The organism is Pseudothioclava arenosa, from assembly GCF_002358085.1.
Lineage (GTDB): Bacteria > Pseudomonadota > Alphaproteobacteria > Rhodobacterales > Rhodobacteraceae > Pseudothioclava > Pseudothioclava arenosa.
Window position 1 is genome coordinate 258,869 of record NZ_NTJD01000002.1, and the last position, 17,299, is coordinate 276,167.

The 17,299-nt window shown below is 66.0% G+C and carries 14 protein-coding genes; 7 read left to right on the forward strand and 7 right to left on the reverse strand.

Annotation, left to right across the window (positions count from 1 at the left end; all coding sequences use genetic code 11):
- Positions 1–123: 123 nt before the first annotated feature.
- The 3 genes from gatB to pepN all read right to left on the reverse strand — a co-directional run bounded on the left by gatB (position 124) and on the right by pepN (position 4,875).
- Positions 124–1,641 carry an Asp-tRNA(Asn)/Glu-tRNA(Gln) amidotransferase subunit GatB gene (gatB, locus tag CLN94_RS03550; RefSeq protein WP_096431188.1) on the reverse strand — a complete coding sequence of 506 codons (1,518 nt, stop codon included), beginning with the start codon at positions 1,639–1,641 and terminating at the stop codon, positions 124–126.
- A gap of 63 nt (positions 1,642–1,704) precedes the next feature.
- Complete coding sequence (locus CLN94_RS03555) at positions 1,705–2,118, reverse strand: hypothetical protein (protein ID WP_143598873.1); 414 nt, start codon at positions 2,116–2,118, stop codon at positions 1,705–1,707.
- Between the two features lie 207 nt (positions 2,119–2,325).
- On the reverse strand, positions 2,326–4,875 hold the full coding sequence (gene pepN, locus CLN94_RS03560) for an aminopeptidase N (protein ID WP_096431192.1): 2,550 nt from the start codon (positions 4,873–4,875) through the stop codon (positions 2,326–2,328).
- A 217-nt stretch (positions 4,876–5,092) separates the two neighbouring features.
- Between pepN and CLN94_RS03565 the strand changes: the two genes are divergently transcribed.
- The 3 genes from CLN94_RS03565 to CLN94_RS03575 all read left to right on the forward strand — a co-directional run bounded on the left by CLN94_RS03565 (position 5,093) and on the right by CLN94_RS03575 (position 8,532).
- The gene (locus tag CLN94_RS03565) at positions 5,093–7,252 is read left to right on the forward strand and encodes a malate synthase G (RefSeq protein WP_096431194.1); all 2,160 of its coding nucleotides are present in this window, start codon (positions 5,093–5,095) and stop codon (positions 7,250–7,252) included.
- Positions 7,249–7,674 carry a GlcG/HbpS family heme-binding protein gene (locus CLN94_RS03570; RefSeq protein WP_096431196.1) on the forward strand — a complete coding sequence of 142 codons (426 nt, stop codon included), beginning with the start codon at positions 7,249–7,251 and terminating at the stop codon, positions 7,672–7,674. Before CLN94_RS03565 ends, CLN94_RS03570 begins: the two co-directional genes overlap by 4 nt.
- Before the next feature lie 99 nt (positions 7,675–7,773).
- On the forward strand, positions 7,774–8,532 hold the full coding sequence (locus CLN94_RS03575) for a gamma-glutamyl-gamma-aminobutyrate hydrolase family protein (RefSeq protein WP_096431198.1): 759 nt from the start codon (positions 7,774–7,776) through the stop codon (positions 8,530–8,532).
- Positions 8,533–8,583: 51 nt separating this feature from the next.
- Here CLN94_RS03575 and CLN94_RS03580 read toward each other — a convergent pair whose 3' ends face one another.
- From CLN94_RS03580 to glmU, 3 genes are read right to left on the reverse strand one after another with little or no spacing between them, the layout of a single operon-like run.
- Entirely contained in the window at positions 8,584–9,438 is an 855-nt protein-coding gene (locus CLN94_RS03580) for a DNA alkylation repair protein (protein ID WP_096431200.1), read from the reverse strand.
- On the reverse strand, positions 9,438–11,255 hold the full coding sequence (glmS, locus tag CLN94_RS03585; RefSeq protein WP_096431202.1) for a glutamine--fructose-6-phosphate transaminase (isomerizing): 1,818 nt from the start codon (positions 11,253–11,255) through the stop codon (positions 9,438–9,440). Before glmS ends, CLN94_RS03580 begins: the two co-directional genes overlap by 1 nt.
- Positions 11,256–12,602 (reverse strand): bifunctional UDP-N-acetylglucosamine diphosphorylase/glucosamine-1-phosphate N-acetyltransferase GlmU, encoded by a 1,347-nt coding sequence (gene glmU / locus CLN94_RS03590; RefSeq protein WP_096431204.1) that lies wholly within the window; start codon positions 12,600–12,602, stop codon positions 11,256–11,258.
- Between the two features lie 120 nt (positions 12,603–12,722).
- On the opposite strand from glmU, the gene CLN94_RS03595 reads away from it, so the two are divergent.
- Positions 12,723–13,388: an HAD family hydrolase gene (locus CLN94_RS03595; protein WP_096431206.1), complete on the forward strand. Its 666-nt coding sequence runs from the start codon at positions 12,723–12,725 to the stop codon at positions 13,386–13,388.
- A 1-nt stretch (position 13,389) separates the two neighbouring features.
- Here the strand turns inward: CLN94_RS03595 and CLN94_RS03600 are convergent, their stop codons facing one another.
- Entirely contained in the window at positions 13,390–13,857 is a 468-nt protein-coding gene (locus tag CLN94_RS03600) for a CreA family protein (RefSeq protein WP_096431208.1), read from the reverse strand.
- A 152-nt stretch (positions 13,858–14,009) separates the two neighbouring features.
- On the opposite strand from CLN94_RS03600, the gene CLN94_RS03605 reads away from it, so the two are divergent.
- The 3 genes from CLN94_RS03605 to CLN94_RS03615 are packed head-to-tail and all read left to right on the forward strand — an operon-like array spanning position 14,010 to position 17,253.
- Positions 14,010–15,170, forward strand: a complete 1,161-nt coding sequence (locus tag CLN94_RS03605; RefSeq protein ID WP_096431210.1) for an acyl-CoA dehydrogenase family protein — start codon at positions 14,010–14,012, stop codon at positions 15,168–15,170.
- On the forward strand, positions 15,170–15,652 hold the full coding sequence (locus tag CLN94_RS03610; protein ID WP_096431212.1) for a lysozyme inhibitor LprI family protein: 483 nt from the start codon (positions 15,170–15,172) through the stop codon (positions 15,650–15,652). The genes CLN94_RS03605 and CLN94_RS03610 overlap by 1 nt, the downstream gene beginning before the upstream one ends.
- On the forward strand, positions 15,649–17,253 hold the full coding sequence (locus CLN94_RS03615) for a carboxyl transferase domain-containing protein (RefSeq protein ID WP_096431214.1): 1,605 nt from the start codon (positions 15,649–15,651) through the stop codon (positions 17,251–17,253). Before CLN94_RS03610 ends, CLN94_RS03615 begins: the two co-directional genes overlap by 4 nt.
- Positions 17,254–17,299: the final 46 nt, after the last annotated feature.

Sequence of the window (17,299 nt, forward strand, 5' to 3'; positions counted from 1 at the left end):
GCTTTGCGCATGGGTTTACCCGATGGTCAGGGCAGGTCAAGCCACAGCCCCGTGAGGCGGCAACTTCCCGCCCGCAAATGAAAAAGGGCGCCGCAGGGCGCCCTTTTGTAAGCTTCGGGTGCCTCAGAGGCCCAGTTTTTCCTTGACCAGCGCATCGACGGCCGAGGGGTTGGCCTTGCCGCCGGTGGCTTTCATCACCTGACCGACGAACCAGCCCGCGAGCTTGGGGTTCTGCTTGGCTTTTTCCACCTGCGCGGGGTTGCCCGCGATCACCTCGTCGACGGCTTTTTCAATCGCGCCGGTGTCGGTGACCTGTTTCATGCCGCGCGCCTCGACGATCTCGGCCGGGTCGCCGCCTTCGGTATAGACGATCTCGAAGAGGTCCTTGGCGATCTTGCCCGAGATGTCGCCCGACTTGATCAGCTTGACGATGCCGCCGAGCTGCTCGGGGCTGACCGGGCTTTCACCGATCTCGTGGCCCTCTTTCTTGAGCCGGCCGAAGAGCTCGTTGATGACCCAGTTCGCCGCGCCCTTGCCATCGGCGCAAACCGCAACCACGCCTTCGAAGTAATCGGCGTTCTCGACCTCGGCGGTCAGCACCGAGGCGTCATATTCCGACAGGCCGAAGTCGCCGACGAAGCGGGCCTTCTTCTCGTCGGGCAGCTCTGGCATCGTGGCCGCGATGTCATCGACCCAGGCCTGCTCGATCTCCAGCGGCAGGAGGTCGGGGCAGGGGAAGTAGCGGTAATCATGCGCCTCTTCCTTCGAGCGCATCGAGCGCGTCTCGTTCTTGTCGGGATCGTAGAGGCGGGTTTCCTGCACCACTTCGCCACCATCCTCGACGATGGCGATCTGGCGGCGCGCCTCGTATTCGATCGCGGCCTGAATGAAGCGCATCGAGTTCATGTTCTTGATCTCGCAGCGCGTGCCCAGGTGGCTGAAATCACCGGTTTCCTGATATTTCTCATAGGCGCCGGGCTTGCAGATCGAGACGTTCACATCGGCGCGCAGGTTGCCGTTTTGCATGTTGCCGTCGCAGGTGCCGAGGTAGCGCAGGATCTGGCGCAGCTTGCCGACATAGGCGGCGGCCTCTTCGGGGCCACGGATGTCGGGGCGCGAGACAATCTCCATCAGCGCGACGCCGGTGCGGTTCAGGTCGACGAAGGACATATGCGGGTCCATGTCGTGGATCGACTTGCCCGCGTCCTGTTCAAGGTGGATGCGCTCGATGCGGACGCGGCGCGCAACGCCCGGGCCCATGTCGACGATAATCTCGCCCTCGCCCACGATCGGGTGGTAGAGTTGCGAAATCTGATAGCCCTGCGGCAGGTCCGGGTAGAAATAGTTCTTGCGATCGAAAGCCGAGCGCAGGTTGATCTCGGCCTTCAGGCCAAGGCCCGTGCGCACCGCCTGCGCCACGCAATATTCGTTGATCACCGGCAGCATGCCCGGCATCGCCGCGTCCACGAAGGCCACGTTGGAGTTCGGCTCCGCGCCGAAAGTGGTCGAGGCGCCCGAGAACAGCTTGGCGTTCGAGCTGACCTGCGCATGCACCTCAAGCCCGATCACCAGTTCCCAGTCGGCTTTCGCGCCGGCGATGACCTTGGGTTTGGGGGGCTCAAATGCGAGATGGTCGAGCATGTCCTGATCCTGTTTGAAACGGCTTGCGACGCTTCTAGGACAGGGGCGGCGCGGGGGCAAGCCTCAGGCGAGGCGAACCCCCCGCGCAGCCAGCTGCTCACGCAGGCGATAGGCACGGGGCGGCGTGTCGAAGGGCAGCACGAAGCGCCGTCCGTCCAGCAGCTCCAGCGTGCACTCGTTCGGTGCGAACAACCCCGTGCGCACCTTCGCGCGGCGGATCTGCTGCAGGGGGATCGTCTCTTGCAGTGTGTCGTCGACATACCATTCGAGATGCCAGAGCGTGAGCCGCAACCCGCGGGAATGGTTGCGGCAGAGTTGTGTGAACACGATACCCAGGTAGATCAGGACAGGTGCCCAGGTCCAGGATTTGGCGTGCGTTGCGATCAGCATGCACGCGGTGAGAACGCCAAGACCGAAGGCCATGTAGTTGAGTGGCCGACGGGCCTGAAATCGATATTCGAACGTTTGTACCATCATGCCAACGACTATAGGTCGTGGCTCGTTAACGAGTTTCGACCGCAATATGGCACGAATTGGCCATTGATCAGGCCTTCGGCAACGATCTTGCGAAGCGGCGGCGATTGTTGCCCGGGAAAGGGCCGCCGCGCAGGTGACCTGAACGTCAGATTTCGCGGCAATATTGGCGTCCCGATGCGGGGACGCGTGATTCGCCGCGACGAATCGTCACCCGCGCAGGCGCTGCACCATCTCGGAAAGGTCGCGCGACAGGCCCGTCGTGGCCGCGATCCGGTCCAGTTCATCGCGCACCAGCGCCTGCCGGCCCGGATCGAAGCGCCGCCAGGTCTCGAAGGCGGTGGACATGCGCGCGGCGGTCTGCGGGTTCACCGGATCGAGCCGGATCAGCCAGTCCGCATAGAACTGGTAGCCCGCGCCCGACCGATCGTGGAAGCCCGCGTGATTGGCCGAGAGGCCCCCCATCAGTGCGCGGAAGCGGTTCGGGTTCTTCCAGTCAAAGAGCGGGTCTTCGGCCAGATCGCGCGCCAGACCCGCCGCCAGTCCGGGCGGGCAATAGGCCAATTGCGCCATGAACCACTTGTCCATCACCAGCCGGTCGCCCTGCCAGCGTGTGCGGAAGGCGGCGGTCTCGGCTTCGGCCGCGCCAAGCGCGATCAACGCGGAAAGGGCGCCGAAAGACTCGGTCATGTTCTGCGCCTCGGCGAAAAGCGCCCGCGCCCGCGCGCCGCCATCCAGCTTGGACAGCAGCGCCAGCGCCGCCAGTCGCAGCGCGCGCCGACCCGCCGGCTCCGCGTCGGGCTGATAGGGGCCGGGCACCGCCATCGCCGCGTAGATCTCGGAGAGGGCGGCCTCGTGGCGTTGCGCGATCGCCCGCATCAAGGCCGCGCGCGCGGCATGGATCGCATCGGGGTCGGGGATCTTGCCAGCCGCATGCAGAGCCTGGGCCAACTCGTCTTCGCTCGGCAGGCGCAGGCAGAGCGCGCGGAACGCCGGGTCAAGTGCCGCATCGGCCAGAACCGGCCCGAGTGCGTCCAGATAGGCGCCATCCGGCCCCGCGCCCTCGGCCATCTCCATCAGGCAGGCGCGCGCAAGGGCATTGCCCGCCTCCCAGCGGTTGAACGGATCGGTGTCATGGGCCAACAGAAACGCCCGCTCGGCCCCGTTTTGCGCGCGTTCAAGGATCACCGGGGCCGAGAAATCGCGCAGGATCGAGGCGACGGGGCGCGTGGCCAGCCCCTCGAAGCAGAAGCTCTGGCGAGCCTCGGTCATCTCGAGCACCGTCGTCGGCACCACCTCGTCGCCATTGGGCGACAGGAGCCCCACCGCGATCGGGATATGGCGCGGGGCCTTCTCCATCTGGCCGGGGCTGGGCGGGGTCGATTGTTCGAAAGTCAATGTCAGCCGCTCCTCGGCCCAGTCCTCGCTCACGCGCAGGCGCGGGGTGCCGGCCTCGACATACCAATGTTTGAATTGTGCAAGATCGCGCCCGCTGGCGTCCTCGAAGACCTTGAGCCAGTCCTCGATCGTGCAGGCCTGCCCGTCATGGCGGTCGAAATAGAGGTCCAGCGCCGCGCGATAGCCCGCGTCCCCCACCAGCCGTTTCAGCATGCCGACGATCTCGGCGCCTTTCTCATAAACGGTCACGGTGTAGAAGTTGTTGATTTCCTTGTAATGGTCGGGGCGCGGCGGATGGGCCAGCGGGCCTTGATCCTCGCGGAACTGGCGCGCGCGCAGCAAGATCACATCCTCGATCCGCTTGACCGGGCCCAGCCGCATCTCGGCGGTAAAGCTCTGGTCGCGGAACACCGTCAGCCCCTCTTTCAGGCAGAGCTGGAACCAGTCACGGCAGGTGATGCGGTTGCCCGTCCAGTTGTGAAAATACTCATGCGCGATGATCGCCTCGATCCGCTCGAAATCGGAATCCGTGGCAGTTTCGGGCGAGGCCAGAACCCATTTCGAGTTGAAAATGTTCAACCCCTTGTTCTCCATCGCGCCCATGTTGAAATCGTCGACCGCGACGATGTTGAAGATATCGAGGTCATATTCGCGGCCATAGGCGGTCTCGTCCCAGCGCATCGAGCGCTTCAGCGCCTCCATCGCGAAGCCGCAGCGGTCCTCGTCGCCCGGACGCACCCAGATATTGAGCGTGACCTCGCGCCCGGAGGCGGTGGTGAACGACCCCGGATGCGCCACCAGATCGCCCGCGACCAGCGCGAAGAGATAGGCGGGCTTGGGCCAGGGGTCGTGCCATTCGGCCCAGCCGGGGCCCTGCGCCACCGGGTTGCCGTTTGACAAGAGCACCGGCAGATCGCCCTCGATCCGCACCTGGAAGGGTGCCATCACGTCGGGGCGGTCGGGGTAGAAGGTGATCTTGCGGAAGCCCTCGGCCTCGCATTGCGTGCAATACATCCCCTTGGACATATAAAGCCCTTCGAGCGCGGTATTCGCCTCGGGCGCGATCTCGACCTCGGTTTCCAGCGTGAAAGGCGCCTCGGGCAGGGCGGCGGCGTGGATGGTCAGCCCGGTCTCGGTCAGCAGATAGTCATTGCCGCCCAAGGCCTCGCCGTCGATCGCCGCCGAGATCAGCCGCAGCTCCTCGCCGTCAAGTCGCAGGGGCGCGCCGGGCTGGCGCGGCACCAGATCGAGCCGCGCGCGTACCCGCGTCGCCCCCGGCGCCAGCCGGAACAGGAGCGCGACCTGCGTCACCTCGAACGGGTAGGGGCGGTAATCGGCGAGGCGGATCGTGCCGTCCATCATGCTCTCCTGTCGGTCATTGGAAAGCGGACGTTAGGGCGCGGCCCGAAGGGGTTCAAGGCCACGTTCCGGGGCATAACCTGCTCGTGAATGCGGCAAATTCGCCCAACTTTGCCATTATTGGTAATTTTTGTATACCAAAATGAGAATTTTGGGCGTATTTTTTCTGGACTCTGCGCCGGTGAGCCGTCAATTCTGGCGCAAAATCAGGGAGGTCCGAATGAGTGAACGTGTCGAACGCGAAGGGTTGCAAGTGGCCAGCGAGCTGGCGGCTTTTGTCGAGACGCAGGCTCTGCCGGGGACGGGGATTGAGGCGGGGGCGTTCTGGAAAGGGCTTTCGGCGCTGATCCATGAGAAGGGGCCGAAGAACCGCGCACTTCTGGAAAAACGTGAGGAAATTCAGGCGCATCTGGACGACTGGCATCTGCATCATCGCGGCCAGGCGCAGAATATGCCGGCCTATCGCGCCTTTCTGGAAGAGATCGGCTATCTGGTGCCGGAAGGCCCGGATTTCACCATCGAGACCACCGCGACCGACCCGGAATTCGCCACCCAATGCGGCCCGCAACTGGTGGTGCCGATCACCAATGCGCGCTATGCGCTGAACGCGGCGAATGCGCGTTGGGGCAGCTTTTACGACGCGCTTTACGGCACCGATGCGCTGGGTGACCTGCCGGCGGGCGGCGGCTATGACGCCGAGCGCGGCGCGCGGGTGATCGCGCGGGCCAAGGCGTTTCTGGACGCGCATTTCCCGCTGGTCGCGGGCTCCTGGGCCGATGCGCGGGCGCTGCGCATTCATAACGGCGGGCTGTTTGCCGAGACCTCGGAAGAGACCGGGCTGGCGAACCCCGCGCAATGCGTGGCCTATGCTGGCGCGTCCGAGGCGCCTTCGGAAATCGTTCTGAAAAACAACGGGTTGCATGTGGTTGTCGTGGTCAGCCTGGCGCATCCGATCGGCGCGACCGACCCTGCGGGCATCTGCGATCTGCGTCTTGAGGCGGCGCTTTCCTCGATCATGGATTGCGAGGATTCGGTCGCCTGCGTCGATGCGGCGGACAAGGTGCAGGCCTATTCGAACTGGCTTGGGCTGATGAAGGGCGATCTTTCGGAACAGGTCTCGAAGGGCGGCAAGGTGTTCACTCGCGCGCTCGCGCCCGACCTGGCCTTCACAGGCACCGATGGCGCGCCCTATGTGCTGAAGGGCCGCGCGCTGATGCTGGTGCGCAATGTCGGCCACCTGATGACCAACCCCGCGATCCTTGACCGCGACGGCCACGAGGTCTTCGAGGGGCTGATGGATGCGATGATCACCACGCTTTGCGCGATCCATGACCTGCAGAAGTCGGATGGCGCGCGCAACTCGGTCACCGGCTCGGTCTATGTGGTGAAGCCGAAGATGCACGGCCCCGACGAGGTCGCCTTCGCCAGCGAGATCTTCGATCAGGTCGAGGCGGCGCTGGGCCTGCCGCGCTACACCGTCAAGCTCGGCATCATGGACGAGGAGCGCCGTACCTCGGCCAACCTCAAGGAATGCATCCGCGCCGCCAAGAACCGCGTGGCCTTCATCAACACTGGCTTCCTCGACCGCACTGGCGATGAGATCCACTCCTCGATGGAGGCGGGGCCGATGGTCGCCAAGGGCGAGATGAAGACCCAACCGTGGATCTCGGCCTACGAAGATCGCAACGTCGATATCGGGCTGCGCTGCGGGCTGGCGGGCAAGGCGCAGATCGGCAAGGGGATGTGGGCGATGCCCGACCGCATGGCCGAGATGCTCGACGCCAAGATCGGTCATCCGATGGCGGGCGCGAATTGCGCCTGGGTGCCGAGCCCGACGGCGGCGGTGCTGCACGCGACGCATTATCACAAGGTCGACGTCAAGGCCCGCCAGGCCGAGATCGCCGCGATGGCGCGGCCCGCGCGGCTTGATGACCTGCTGACCATTCCGCTCGCGCTCGGGCGCAACTATTCGGCCGAGGAAATCACCGCCGAGATCGAGAACAACGCGCAGGGCATCCTTGGCTATGTCGTGCGCTGGGTCGATCAGGGCGTGGGCTGCTCGAAAGTGCCGGACATTCATGATGTCGGCCTGATGGAAGACCGCGCGACCTGCCGGATCAGCTCGCAGGCGCTGTCGAACTGGCTGCATCACGGCGTTGTTTCCGAGGCGCAGGTTATGGGTGCCTTGCGCAAGATGGCGCAGGTGGTCGACCGGCAGAACGCGGGCGACCCGGCCTATCAGCCGATGGCGCCGGGCTATGACGGGCTGGCCTTCCAGGCGGCCTGCGATCTTGTCTTCATGGGGCGGGTGCAGCCCTCGGGCTATACCGAGCCGGTGCTGCATCACCGCCGTCTTCAGGAAAAGGAACATCAGGCATGAGCATCTCGCTGGAACAGGCGCAGGAAATCATCGCGGTCGCGCAGGCGCATGGACGCACGGCGGGCTGGAACCCGCTGTCGGTGGTGGTGCTGGATGCGGGCGGCCATCCGATCGCCTTCGCGCGCCCCGATGGCGCGAGCCCGGGCCGCTTTGAAATCGCCCGCGCCAAGGCTTACGGCGCGGTGATGCTGGGTATGGCGGGGCGCGCGCAGATGGCGCGGGCCGAAGCGCAGCCCTATTTCATCGGCGCGGTCAACGGCGCTTTCGGCGGGCAGGTCCTGCCGGTGCCGGGCGGCGTTCTGGTGCGTGACGGCGCGGGGCGCGTGATCGGCGCCGTGGGCGTGACCGGCGACACTTCGGACAATGACGCCGAAGCCGCGCTGGCCGGGATCGCGGCGGCGGGGATGACGGGCGAGGCCTGAGTCCCGCCCTCCCGCGCCCTCCTGCACAGGGGTCTGCGCATTTCTGGGGCTTTCGTTACGGGCGACAGTGACTTAGCTTGAGGGCGAAAGGAGCCCCTCATGACAAGACCTGTCGTCGGCATCATCGGCAATCGCGGCCTGATCAACGAGCGTTATCCCGTCCACGAGGGCGGGCAGATGAACTCGGAGGCGATCTCGAAGGTCGCGGACTGCATCCCGCTGCTGATCCCCGCCGATCCCGAGCTGGTCTCGGTCGAGGAGCTTTGCGCGACCTGCGACGGCTTTCTGCTGACCGGCGGGCGGCCGAATGTGCATCCCGAGGAATATGGCGAGCCCGAGACCGACAAGCACGGCACGTTTGACCGTGCGCGCGATGCGATCACCCTGCCGCTGGTGCGGGCCTGCGTCGAAAGCGGGCAGCCGTTTTTCGGCATCTGCCGTGGTTTTCAGGAGGTGAACGTGGCGATGGGGGGCACGCTCTACCCCGAGATCCGCGAGCTGCCGGGCCGGATGAACCACCGGATGCCGCCCGAAGGCTCGCTGGAAGAGGCGTTTACCAACCGCCACATCGTGCATCTGGAGCCGGGCGGCAAGTTTGCCCGGCTTCTGGGCGGGGATGCGGTGGTGACCAATTCGCTGCACGGGCAGGGGATCTGCAAGCCGGGGCCGCGCATCGTGATCGAGGGCCGCGCCGAGGATGGCACGCCCGAGGCGATCTATGTGCAGGATGCGCCGGGCTTTACGCTTTCGGTGCAATGGCATCCCGAATGGCAGGCCGATCAGGACCCGGTCTCGCGCCCGCTGTTCGAGGCTTTTGGCGATGCGGTGCGCGCCTGGGCGGCGCGCAAGACAGTCTGACGTCGGGGGCAATGCCCCCGGATTTTGCGTATTTTTGCCAAGAAGAAGCGGCTATTTCAGGTATTTGGCGGCTTCCTTGCGGGCGAAGGGCTTGAGCCGCGCGCCATGCGCGTCGAGCCAGTCGCGCACCCGCGCCGGATCGTGTTTCGAGAGATCCCGCAGCCACCAGCCGATGGCTTTCTGAATGAACCACTCGGGGTCTTCGGCGAGATCGGCCGCCCATCCCAGCACCTGCTCGCGGGTCGCGAGGTCTTCGGGTTTCGGATGGGTCAGTTTCGTCCAGGGCAGGGTGAAGACAAAGGCCGCGCGGCGCGTCCAGAGATGCTCGGAACGCGCCCAATCGGCGACGGTTTCGAGCCGCGCGGGATCGGCTTGCAGGCGTTTGCCTCCGGCTTTGGCCACGTGATCGGCGATCGCCCAAGCGTCGAATTGCGGCACCCAGCTGACGATCAGCTCCCAGGCCTCGCTATCGGGGCGCAGCCGCGCCTGCGTCAGCAGCTTGGCAGCGGCGATGCGGGCCTCGTGGATGTCGCTTGCCCACAGATCGCGCGCCAGCGCCACGCGGCCCGGCACATCGAGCCGCTCGCGCCACATGCCCACCATGTCGTCGATCGCCGGGACCGGCACGCCCAGATAGCGCCGCTCGGCCTTGTGATAGGTGGCCATCTCGGCGGCCTTCCCGGCATCGGCCCAGCTGTCGAGCGCATAGAGCGCGTCTTCGAGCGTGGGCGGCGGCCCGAGGTCTTCAGCCACATCCTCGAACTCGTGATAGCTGGAATATTCCGCATCCGAGGCGGCATAGGCCACGGCCTCGGCGGCGAGGCGCGCCTCTTCCTCGGGGGGCAAGGCCTCGAAATCCGAGGGTTTCGGGCCGGCCGGGCGCCGTTTGCCGCGTTTCCGGGCCATCACTCCACCGTCACGGATTTCGCGAGATTGCGCGGCTGGTCGACATCGGTGCCCTTGGCGCAGGCGGTGTGATAGGCGATCAGCTGCGCGGGCAGGGCGTAGAGGATCGGCGCGAAGGGCTCGGCCACCTCGGGCAGTTTCAGCCGCGCCCAGGTGCCCTGTTCGGCGGCCTGCAGCCCCTTGGCATCCGACACCAGCAGCACCTGGCCATGGCGCGCCATCACCTCTTGCATGTTCGAGACGGTCTTGTCGAAGAGCCGGTCGTGCGGTGCAAAGACGATCACCGGAACCGAGCGTTCGATCAGCGCGATGGGCCCGTGTTTGAGCTCGCCAGAGGCGTAGCCTTCGGCGTGGATGTAGCTGATTTCCTTGAGCTTCAGCGCGCCTTCCAACGCCAGCGGATAGAGCGGCCCGCGCCCGAGGAACAGCACATCCTGCGCCTCGGCGAGGCTTTCGGCGAGGCGCGCGATATCATCAGAGAGCCCCAGCGCCGTGTTCATCAGCCCGGGCAGGGCGCGCAGCGCATCGGCATGGGCGGCAAGATCGGCCTCGGACAGAACGCCCCGGTCACGCCCGGCCTTCAACGCCAGCACCGCCAGCGTCAGCAGCTGGCAGGTGAAAGCCTTGGTCGAGGCCACGCCCACTTCGACGCCCGCATGGATCGGCAGCGCCAGATCCGCCTCGCGCGCCATGGTCGAGCTGGGCACGTTGATCACGGCCACGGTCTTTTCGACCCGCTCGGCGCAGTAGCGCAGCGCGGCGAGCGTGTCGGCGGTCTCGCCCGACTGGCTGACAAAGAGCGCCCAGCTTTTCGCGGGCAGGGGCGGCTCGCGGTAGCGGAACTCCGAGGCCACGTCGATCTCGACAGGCAGCCGTGCGAGGCTCTCGAACCAGTATTTCGCCACCGCGCAGGCGTAATAGGCGGTGCCGCAGGCCACCAGCGTGAGCCGGTCGAGCCCCGAGAAATCCAGCTCTTCAGGCAGGTTGAGCGAGCCGTCCGGGCGCAGGTAATGGCGCAGCGCATCGCCCAGAACGGCGGGCTGCTCGGCGATTTCCTTGGCCATGAAATGCTTGTAGCCAGCCTTTTCGACGGTCACCGCGCCGGTGTCGATCTGCTGGCGGTCGCGATTGGCGCGGCGGCCCTCGGCGTCGAAAATCTCGGCGCCCGCGCGGGTGATGAAGGCATAGTCGCCCTCGTCGAGATAGGTGATCTGGTCGGTCATCGGCGCCAGCGCGATCGCGTCCGAGCCGACATACATCTCGCCCGCGCCATAGCCGATCGCAAGCGGGCTGCCACGGCGCGCGGCGACCATCAGATCGGGCTCGCCGTCGAATAGCCACAACAGCGCAAAGGCGCCCTCGAGCTGGCGCAGCGCGGCGACGGCCGCCTCGCGGGGCGGCAGGCCGCGATCCATGTGAAGCCGCGTCAGCAGCGCGACGGTCTCGGTATCGGTGTCGGTCTCGGGGTGAATGCCCGCCTCGGCCAGCTCGGCGCGCAGCTCGCGGAAGTTCTCGATGATGCCGTTATGGACCACCGCGACCGGCCCCGAGCGATGCGGATGCGCGTTATGCGTCGTCGCCGCACCATGGGTCGCCCAGCGGGTGTGACCGATGCCCGACTTGCCCAGAAGCGGTTCATGCACCAACAGGTCCGAGAGGTTCACCAGCTTGCCAACCGCGCGGCGACGATCCAGCCGCCCGTCGTTCACCGTGGCGATGCCCGCCGAGTCATAGCCGCGATATTCCAGCCGCTTCAGGCTTTCAACGAGCAGCGGCGCGACTTCATGGCTGCCAAGAACGCCAATGATCCCACACATTTACGAGCCTTTCTTAAGGGCGGCCTTGCGGGCGCGCAGCATCTCGAAGAGTTTCGTGGCCAAGCCCGGCTTGGTCACCTGCTTGGCGCGGCCAAGGGCCACGGCGCCGGGCGGCACGTCTTCGGTGATGGTCGAGCCCGAGCCCGTCATCGCGCCCGCGCCCACCGTGACCGGCGCCACCAGCATCGTGTCGGACCCGATGAAGGCATTCGCGCCAATCGTGGTGCGATGCTTGAACACGCCGTCATAATTGCAGGTGATCGTGCCCGCGCCGATATTCGTGCCTTCGCCGACCTCGGCATCGCCCAGATAGGTCAGGTGGCCGACCTTCACGCCTTCGCCGAGGATCGCATTCTTCACCTCGACGAAATTGCCGATATGGACCTCTTCGGCCAGTTCCGCGCCGGGGCGCAGCCGGGCAAACGGGCCCACCGTTGCCCCGCGCGAGATATGGCAGCCCTCAAGATGGCAGAAGGCCTCGATCTGCGCGCCGCTTTCCACCGTCACGCCGGGGCCAAAGACCACATGCGGGCCCAGCACCACGTCGCGCCCCAGATAGGTGTCGAGCGCGAACCAGACCGTGCCCGGATCGACCATCGTCACGCCGTTTTCCAGCGCCTCATCGCGCATCCGGGCCTGGAACAGCGCCTCGGCGCGGGCCAGCTCGGCGCGGGTGTTGATGCCGAGCGTCTCGGCCTCGGGGCAGGTGGCGACCTCGGCCGAAAGGCCCCGCGCGCGTGCGGCGGCCACGATGTCGGTCAGGTAATATTCGCCCGCCGCATTGTCATTGCCGAGCCCCGCGACAAGCTCGGACAGAAGGCCTGCGTCGCAGGCAATAACGCCGGAATTGCAGAGGGTTATCGCGCGTTCTTGATCCGTTGCATCCTTGAATTCGACGATCCGCTCCAGCGCCTCGCCCTCGGCGATCAGGCGCCCGTAGCGGCCCGGATCGGTGGCCTCGAAGCCCAGCACCGTGACATCGGCAGAGGATGCCGCCAGCGCCTCGAGCGTCTCGGGGCGGATGAAGGGCGTGTCGCCGTAAAGCACCAGCACGCGGCCTTCGAACCCGGCGAGCGCGGGCAGCGCCTGCGCCACCGCATGGCCGGTGCCGAGCTGTTCGGTTTGCAGCACGATCTGCGCCTCGGGATCGGCCTTGGCGACGGCCTTCGTCACCGCTTCGGCGCCATGGCCCGCGACCACGATCACGCGCTCGGGCTCCAGCCCGCGCCCCGCCGCCAGCGCATGCGCAAACAGCGGCGCGCCGCCCAGGCGGTGCAGCACTTTCGGCAGGTCGGAATTCATGCGGGTGCCTTGCCCCGCCGCCAAAACAATCAGCGCAATCGCCATGAGGGTGCCTTTTCTTCTGCTCGCTCCCGTTTTACCCATACCATATCTGGCCGCAAGGGCGCTGCGTTCACGCTGTCTTTCGTGCCCGTAACATAGGGCTGCAAAAGGGGCAGGGTGGCAATGCGCACGGTGGTTTTCGATCTGGACGGCACGCTGGCCGATACTTCGGCCGACCTGATTGCTGCGGCGAATGCCTGTTTTGCCGCGCGGGGGCTGGGGGCGCCGCTGGACCCGGTCGCGGATGCGCTGATCGCGTTTCATGGCGGGCGCGCGATGCTGAAGGCTGGGTACGAGCGTCTGGCCGACCCGCAGGCCGAGGCAATGATCGAGGCGGATTACCCGCGCCTTCTGACCCATTACGCCGAGAATATCTGTGTGGAAACGGTGCTCTATCCGGGTGCCGCCGAGGCGGTCGAGGCGCTGCGCGGGGCGGGTATCGCCACCGCGATCTGCACCAACAAGCCCGAGGGTCTCGCGCGCGATCTGGTGGCGCGGCTGGGCATTGCGGATCTGTTCGGCGCGCTGATCGGGGCGGATACCTTGCCCACGCGCAAGCCCGACCCCGCCCCCTATCGCGCCGCGGTTGCGGCGGTGGCGGGGCAGGTCGCGGCGTCGTGCCTGATCGGTGACACCGAGACCGACCGCAAGACCGCCGCCGCCGTCGGCGTGCCCTCGGTTCTGGTGACCTTCGGCCCTGAAGGCCGCGCGATCGAGCGGCTCGCGCCCGAGGCGCTGCTGGACCGTTACGCCGATCTGCCGGGTCTGGCCGTGCGGCTTCTGGGCTAGGTTACTGGCCCTTGGCCCCGGAGCCGTAAAGCGGCACCGTCGAGATCGACATCTTGGCCGAGCCCTCGGTCACCTCCGTCGCGTGTGTTAGGTAGATCAGGCTCTGATGCGCCTCGTCCCAGATCCGCGTGACCTTGAGCTTTTTGAACACCAGCGAGCGGCTTTCGGAAAACACGTTTTCGCCTTTGGCTCCGCGCTCAATATCGCCGATGGTGATCGGGCCAGTCTGGCGGCAGGCGATCGAGGCGTTGGACGGGTCTTCGAACCAGTTGCCCTGCGTGAGCCGGTCGAACAGCGAGCGGTCGAAATAGGCGATGTGGCAGGTGACGCCCTCGACCTTCGGGTCTTCGATCGCCTCGATCAGGATGTCATTGCCGACCCAGTCGACGCCGACCTTGCCGACAGGCTCGGCCTGGGCCGCACCGGCCAGCACCGCGAGGGAGAGGGCGAGGGGAAGAATACGGGTCATTGGAACCTCCTGAGGGGACTGGCCCCAAGATGGGGATGCGGCGGGCGCGCGCCAAGACGTTACGTGACGCTTGACGCGACTCGCTTTTCCCGGCAAGAAATGAACAAGCGTTCAATAAAGCCCGCGGGACGGAGGCGGGCGAAGGAGGAAAGATGTTCAGCGGTTCGATGAATTACGACCTCGGCGAGGATGTGAATGCGCTGCGCGAGATGGTGCAAGGCTGGGCGCGCGACCGCATTGCCCCGATCGCCGCGAAAACCGATCTCGACAATGAATTCCCCAACGAGCTTTGGGCCGAGATGGGCGAGCTGGGCCTTCTGGGCATCACCGTCGCCGAGGAATACGGCGGCTCGGCCATGGGGTATCTGGCGCATGTGGTCGCGACCGAAGAGATCGCGCGGGCCTCGGCCTCGATCGCGCTCTCTTACGGGGCGCATTCGAACCTCTGCGTGAACCAGCTCAAGATCAACGCGAACGAGGCGCAGAAGCGCAAATACCTGCCGGACCTCGTGTCGGGCGCGAAAATCGGCGCGCTGGCGATGTCGGAATCGGGCGCGGGCTCGGATGTGGTCGGCATGAAGCTGCGCGCCGAGAAGAAAGACGGCTACTATGTCCTGAACGGCCATAAATACTGGATCACCAACGGCCCCGACGCCGACACGCTGGTGGTTTACGCGAAAACCGACCCCGAGGCGGGCTCGAAAGGCATCACCGCCTTCATCATCGAAAAAGGCTTCAAGGGCTTCTCGACCTCGCAGCATTTCGACAAGCTCGGCATGCGCGGCTCGAACACGGCGCAACTGTTCTTCGACAATTGCGAAGTGCCCGAGGAGAACGTGCTGGGCACCGAAGGCAAGGGCGTGCGCGTGCTGATGTCGGGGCTCGATTACGAACGCGTGGTGCTCTCGGGCATCGGCACCGGCATCATGATGGCCTGTCTGGACGAAGTCGTGCCCTATTCCAAGGAACGCCACCAGTTCGGCCAGCCGATCGGGAATTTCCAGCTGATGCAGGCCAAGATCGCCGACATGTATGTCGCGACCAACACCGCGCGCGCCTATACCTACGAGGTCGCCAAGGCCTGCGATCGCGGGCAGGTGACGCGGCAGGATGCGGCCGCGACCGTGCTTTACGCCTCCGAGCAGGCGATGGTGCAGGCGCATCAGGCGGTGCAGGCGCTGGGTGGCGCGGGCTTCCTGAGCGACTCGGTCGTCTCGCGGCTGTTCCGCGATGCCAAGCTGATGGAGATCGGCGCCGGCACCTCGGAAATCCGCCGCATGCTGATCGGCCGCGAAATCATGGACAAGGCCTGATGCGCGCGCTGCTGGCCGCCTTGGTCCTGCTCGGACCTGTGGCCGCCACGGCGCAGGATCTGCCGGCCGGGGTCCTCGCGGGGATCGAGACCACGGTGCGGTCCTGCTTTGCCGAGGTCGGCCCGGGCGAGGTTGCGCATGACTGTATCGGGGCGGGCGCCAAGGCCTGCTTCGAGATGCCCGAGGGGATGACGACCATCGGCATCACCCAATGTCTCGGCGTCGAGAGGGCCGTCTGGGAAGACCTGATGAATGCCGAATACAAGGCGCTTGGCGTGCAGATGAGCGTGCGGAGCGAAGCGCTTAACGACAAGCTGCTTGAGGCGCAGCGCGCCTGGATCGCCTTTCGCGATGCCGACTGCGCATTCGACTATGCCCGTTGGGGCGATGGCTCGATCAGCCAGATCTCCGGCGCCAGTTGCCTGTTGGAAATGACTGCCGCGCGGGCGATCGAGCTGCGTGACAAGAAGGACGGATCATGAAACTCACATCTTCAGCTCTGCCCTCGTCCGAGGGTTTCCGGGCCAACCGCGCCGCGCATCTGGCGATGCTTGAGACCGTGCGCGCAGCGGCCGATATGGCGGCGGCAGGCGGCGGGGCCGCGGCGCTCGAACGTCACCTGTCGCGCGGCAAGATGGCCCCGCGCGAACGTGTCGCCGGGCTCCTGGACCCGGGCTCGCCCTTCCTCGAAATCGGCGCGACGGCGGCGCATGACATGTATGACAATGCCGCGCCCTGCGCCGGTGTCGTGGCCGGGATCGGCCGCGTGCACGGGCAAGAGGTCATGGTGGTCTGCAACGACGCCACCGTGAAAGGCGGCACCTATTACCCGATGACGGTGAAAAAGCACCTCCGCGCGCAGGAAATCGCCGAGGAATGCCATCTGCCCTGCGTCTATCTGGTCGATAGCGGCGGCGCCAACCTGCCGAACCAGGACGAGGTTTTCCCCGACCGCGACCATTTCGGCCGCATCTTCTACAATCAGGCGCGGATGTCGGCCAAAGGCATCCCGCAGATCGCGGTGGTGATGGGGTCCTGCACGGCGGGCGGCGCCTATGTGCCGGCGATGTCGGATGTGACGATCATCGTGAAGGAACAGGGCACGATCTTTCTGGCCGGCCCGCCGCTGGTGAAGGCCGCGACCGGCGAGGTCGTCTCGGCCGAAGACCTCGGCGGAGGCGACGTGCATACGCGGCTTTCGGGCGTGGCCGATTATCTGGCCGAAGATGACGCCCATGCGCTGGCCCTTGCGCGCCGCGCCGTCAGCCACCTGAACCGCGCCAAGCCCGCGACGGTGCAATGGCAGACGCCCGAAGACCCGGCCTATGATCCCGATGAGCTGTTCGGCGTCGTGCCCGCCGACCTGCGCACACCCTACGACATCCGCGAGGTGATCGCCCGCACCGTCGACGGCTCGCGCTTCGACGAGTTCAAGCCGCGCTTCGGCGAAACCATCGTCACCGGCTTCGCCCATGTCATGGGTTGCCCGGTCGGGATCGTCGCCAACAACGGCGTGCTGTTCTCCGAGGCCGCGCAAAAAGCCGCGCATTTCATCGAATTGTGCTCGCAGCGCGGGATCCCGCTGGTGTTCCTGCAAAACATCACCGGCTTCATGGTCGGGCGCAAATACGAGAACGAAGGCATCGCGCGCCATGGCGCCAAGATGGTGACGGCGGTGGCCACCACCAATGTGCCGAAAATCACCATGCTGGTGGGCGGCTCGTTCGGCGCGGGCAACTACGGCATGGCCGGGCGCGCCTACAGCCCGAATTTCCTCTGGACCTGGCCGAACTCGCGGATTTCGGTGATGGGCGGCGAACAGGCGGCGGGCGTGCTCGCCACGGTGCGCCGCGACGGGATCGAACGCAAGGGCGGCAGCTGGTCACCCGAGGAAGAGGCCGAGTTCAAGCGCCCCACGATCGAGATGTTCGAGCGCCAGAGCCACCCGCTCTATGCCTCGGCGCGGCTCTGGGACGATGGCATCATCGACCCGCGCAAGACCCGCGAAACCCTCGCGCTGAGCCTGTCCGCCAGCCTCTGCGCACCGATCGAACCGACGCGCTTCGGCGTGTTCCGGATGTAATAGCTTGCCTCCGGCGGGAGTATTTAAGGCTCGTTGAAAGCCCTTT

Excerpts from the sequence above, each read along its gene's own strand:
- gatB (WP_096431188.1), bottom strand. The coding sequence starts at position 1,641 with ATGCTCGACCATCTCGCATTTGAGCCCCCCAAACCCAAGGTCATCGCC.
- CLN94_RS03555 (WP_143598873.1), bottom strand. The coding sequence starts at position 2,118 with ATGATGGTACAAACGTTCGAATATCGATTTCAGGCCCGTCGGCCACTC.
- pepN (WP_096431192.1), bottom strand. The coding sequence starts at position 4,875 with ATGATGGACGGCACGATCCGCCTCGCCGATTACCGCCCCTACCCGTTC.
- CLN94_RS03565 (WP_096431194.1), top strand. The coding sequence starts at position 5,093 with ATGAGTGAACGTGTCGAACGCGAAGGGTTGCAAGTGGCCAGCGAGCTG.
- CLN94_RS03570 (WP_096431196.1), top strand. The coding sequence starts at position 7,249 with ATGAGCATCTCGCTGGAACAGGCGCAGGAAATCATCGCGGTCGCGCAG.
- CLN94_RS03575 (WP_096431198.1), top strand. The coding sequence starts at position 7,774 with ATGACAAGACCTGTCGTCGGCATCATCGGCAATCGCGGCCTGATCAAC.
- CLN94_RS03580 (WP_096431200.1), bottom strand. The coding sequence starts at position 9,438 with ATGGCCCGGAAACGCGGCAAACGGCGCCCGGCCGGCCCGAAACCCTCG.
- glmS (WP_096431202.1), bottom strand. The coding sequence starts at position 11,255 with ATGTGTGGGATCATTGGCGTTCTTGGCAGCCATGAAGTCGCGCCGCTG.
- glmU (WP_096431204.1), bottom strand. The coding sequence starts at position 12,602 with ATGGCGATTGCGCTGATTGTTTTGGCGGCGGGGCAAGGCACCCGCATG.
- CLN94_RS03595 (WP_096431206.1), top strand. The coding sequence starts at position 12,723 with ATGCGCACGGTGGTTTTCGATCTGGACGGCACGCTGGCCGATACTTCG.
- CLN94_RS03600 (WP_096431208.1), bottom strand. The coding sequence starts at position 13,857 with ATGACCCGTATTCTTCCCCTCGCCCTCTCCCTCGCGGTGCTGGCCGGT.
- CLN94_RS03605 (WP_096431210.1), top strand. The coding sequence starts at position 14,010 with ATGTTCAGCGGTTCGATGAATTACGACCTCGGCGAGGATGTGAATGCG.
- CLN94_RS03610 (WP_096431212.1), top strand. The coding sequence starts at position 15,170 with ATGCGCGCGCTGCTGGCCGCCTTGGTCCTGCTCGGACCTGTGGCCGCC.
- CLN94_RS03615 (WP_096431214.1), top strand. The coding sequence starts at position 15,649 with ATGAAACTCACATCTTCAGCTCTGCCCTCGTCCGAGGGTTTCCGGGCC.